The sequence below is a fragment of the Priestia sp. BR_2 genome, from assembly GCF_041954005.1.
Classification (GTDB): Bacteria; Bacillota; Bacilli; order Paenibacillales; family Paenibacillaceae; genus Paenibacillus_AQ; species Paenibacillus_AQ lautus_A.
The window spans coordinates 1-2,603 of the sequence record NZ_JAVFHM010000291.1; the positions used below are offsets into that span (position 1 = coordinate 1).

Below are 2,603 nucleotides of genomic sequence, written 5' to 3' on the forward strand. Positions count from 1 at the left end.
ATATATAAATATATAGAACTTCCATTCTAGTTCATCTATTACTTTTTTTGTAGAAAAATAACTAATACGAAGCAGCATTTCTTGCTTTATCAAGGAATGCTGCTTCGTTATTTTTATGATCTTCTAGCTATCATTTCTATTTCAATCTGTGCGTCTAGAGGTAAGGGTGCTACGCCTATATTTGTACAAGCAGGATATGATGCAGAAAATTGTTGTATATACACTTCATTCATTGTTGTAAAGTTATCCAATTTTGTAACTTTGAATTTACTAAATAGGGGTCACGATATGAACTAACCCCAAATATACTAAACCAATTATTTAAATAACTCTTTACGTTGCTCACGCATCCACTGCGCAACCTGAACTTCCTCTTGTTTATGTGATTTTTCAAGCTCTGAAACAATCGATTTATAATCGGTCTCACTCCGGTTCTGACTCATTTTAGCTGCACCTTGAATAGATGTGATTTCAATTTCAAAGCCAACTATTCCTTTCATTTCACGCTTAAGCAACTCTGGGTCAAACGTATCCCAGGTTCGACCATCTTCTCGGTGAGACTCTTAGTGTTTAAGCATAGTATCCAAAGCCGATTTCAACTCATCTCCAGAGATTATACGTGCTGTTCCATAAGCATGGACAGCTAGATAGTCCCATGTAGGGACCTCTTCACTTTGATACCAACTAGATGAAATGTAAGCGTGAGATCCTTGGAAAATTAGTAACACATCGCTATTATTGTCTAAAGTTTTTTTCTGCATGTTTCCGTATGCAATGTGCCCAGTTGCATAGATTTTCCCTTCATCTTCCCGAATTTCCAAGGGGATATGCGTAGCCAAGGGACAATGTTCCTTAACAGTAACCAATAGAGCAAACGAGTTAGACTTCATAATTTGAACTGCCTCATCATGATTCATACGATATTGCTTAGGAATGTACACTATAATCATCCTTTCAACGTGTATTGAAGTTTTTTAAAATATAAGCACTAAAAATAAATATTTGATAAAAAAATAATATTATACAAACTGACATGAAAAAAGGTACAATATCAAACAAATACACATGACAGAAGGGATGAAAATGAATAATACTATTTTTATGTTTGAAGATAACTATCCAAAATACAAACAAATCTATGAGAAATTTAAATTGTTTATTGAACAAGGAGACATTTTGGCAAATGAGCAATTGCCCTCCGTTCGTCAACTTGCAGATTCCTTACAAGTAAGCCGCAATACAACTTTAATGGCATATGAGCAACTAGTTGCTGAAGGATATATTCGCGGGGAGGGACGAAAAGGTTATTTTGCAAATGAGTTAGAACCCCTAATATTTCAAGGTTCATTAATCCCTCATGATAAAAAACAAAAAGAGTCGAAGAAACTTCCAGTAGTTAATTTTAGGGCAGATGCCGTTGATCAAACACATTTTCCACTGAGAATTTGGAGGCGAATTTCCAATCAAGTATTAACATTACAGGATAGCTTCAGGTACGGAGAACCATTTGGGGAAGAATGTCTGCGCGAACAAATTACTGACTACTTGCTCCAATCTAGAGGAGTAAAAACAGATGCGAATTCTATTATCGTCGGTAGTAGTACCCAACAAATGCTTGTATATCTTGGAAATATAATGAAAGACGACTTCCAGAGTATTATAGTTGAAGACCCTGGTTATGACGGTGCTAGAGAAGCTTTTCAATTCCATCGTTTTACGTTTGAAACTTTGCCCGTTTATGAAACAGGTGCTGATCTTTCACAACTAGAACAAATGAAATCACGACTAATATATGTAACCCCTTCCCATCAGAGTCCAATTGGAGTAAGCATGTCTATTCAACAACGACAAATGCTTATTCATTGGGTTAATGAGATGCATGGATATATTATTGAAGACGATTATGATAGTGAATTTCGCTATACACAAAAGCCGTTTCCTGCTCTTGCCTCTATTGATTCTGCAAGAGTCATCTATCTAGGGAATTTTTCGAAAGCCTTTCTCCCAGGAATCCGTTTAAGTTATATGGTATTGCCTCAACCAATTTTAAATCACTACAAAAATAAATTTCTTCAATTCGAAAGTACTACTTCAATTCTTAACCAACTTACAATGGCTAAATTTATGGAAGAGGGAGAATGGAGTCGTCATATCAAACGCATGCGTCTGGTTTATAAACGAAAAATGCAACACTTAGTATCAGTATTAAAAAAAGAGTTTGATCAAAGTATATCCATTATTGGTGAGCAGTCTGGTTTATATTTATTAGTGAAAGTACATCTGGATCACTCAGAAGAATGGCTAATCAGACAAGCTTCCCTTTATGGTGTTAAAGTGTATCCCATCTCACTTTACGTGATTAAAAACAATCCCGATAAACCAATTATTAAGCTTGGCTTTAGCAATCTTTCTCGAGATGAAATTACGAGAGGTGTGGAACTCTTAAAAAAGGCTTGGTCATAAAGTCTTATCATAATCCTTTTAGCACCTTGATACAGATGATAGTTTTTTCGTTAATGAAGAGTTTATTGCAAAACAGACCGCAGATGAGTTCGGTGGCTATATTGTAGTCATAAACGATATGTTTGAGGATTATATTAACC

At 35.3% G+C, this 2,603-nt stretch carries 4 protein-coding genes; 1 reads left to right on the plus strand and 3 read right to left on the minus strand.

The annotated features are described in order from the left end of the window. Positions 1 to 113: 113 nt before the first annotated feature. The 3 genes from RB298_RS23545 to RB298_RS23555 form a co-directional block, all read right to left on the minus strand. On the minus strand, positions 114 to 251 hold the full coding sequence (locus tag RB298_RS23545) for a Rid family hydrolase (RefSeq protein WP_486048840.1): 138 nt from the start codon (positions 249 to 251) through the stop codon (positions 114 to 116). A gap of 66 nt (positions 252 to 317) precedes the next feature. Next, positions 318 to 515: a hypothetical protein gene (locus tag RB298_RS23550; RefSeq protein ID WP_486048842.1), complete on the minus strand. Its 198-nt coding sequence runs from the start codon at positions 513 to 515 to the stop codon at positions 318 to 320. A 48-nt stretch (positions 516 to 563) separates the two neighbouring features. Next, positions 564 to 941: an FMN-binding negative transcriptional regulator gene (locus tag RB298_RS23555; protein WP_486048844.1), complete on the minus strand. Its 378-nt coding sequence runs from the start codon at positions 939 to 941 to the stop codon at positions 564 to 566. Positions 942 to 1,083: 142 nt separating this feature from the next. Here RB298_RS23555 and pdxR point away from each other — a divergent pair, with 142 nt between their 5' ends. Continuing rightward, positions 1,084 to 2,463: a MocR-like pyridoxine biosynthesis transcription factor PdxR gene (gene pdxR / locus RB298_RS23560; RefSeq protein WP_486048846.1), complete on the plus strand. Its 1,380-nt coding sequence runs from the start codon at positions 1,084 to 1,086 to the stop codon at positions 2,461 to 2,463. Positions 2,464 to 2,603: the final 140 nt, after the last annotated feature.

Coding starts and splice junctions, on each gene's coding strand:
- pdxR (WP_486048846.1), top strand. CDS start 1,084: ATGAATAATACTATTTTTATGTTTGAAGATAACTATCCAAAATACAAA.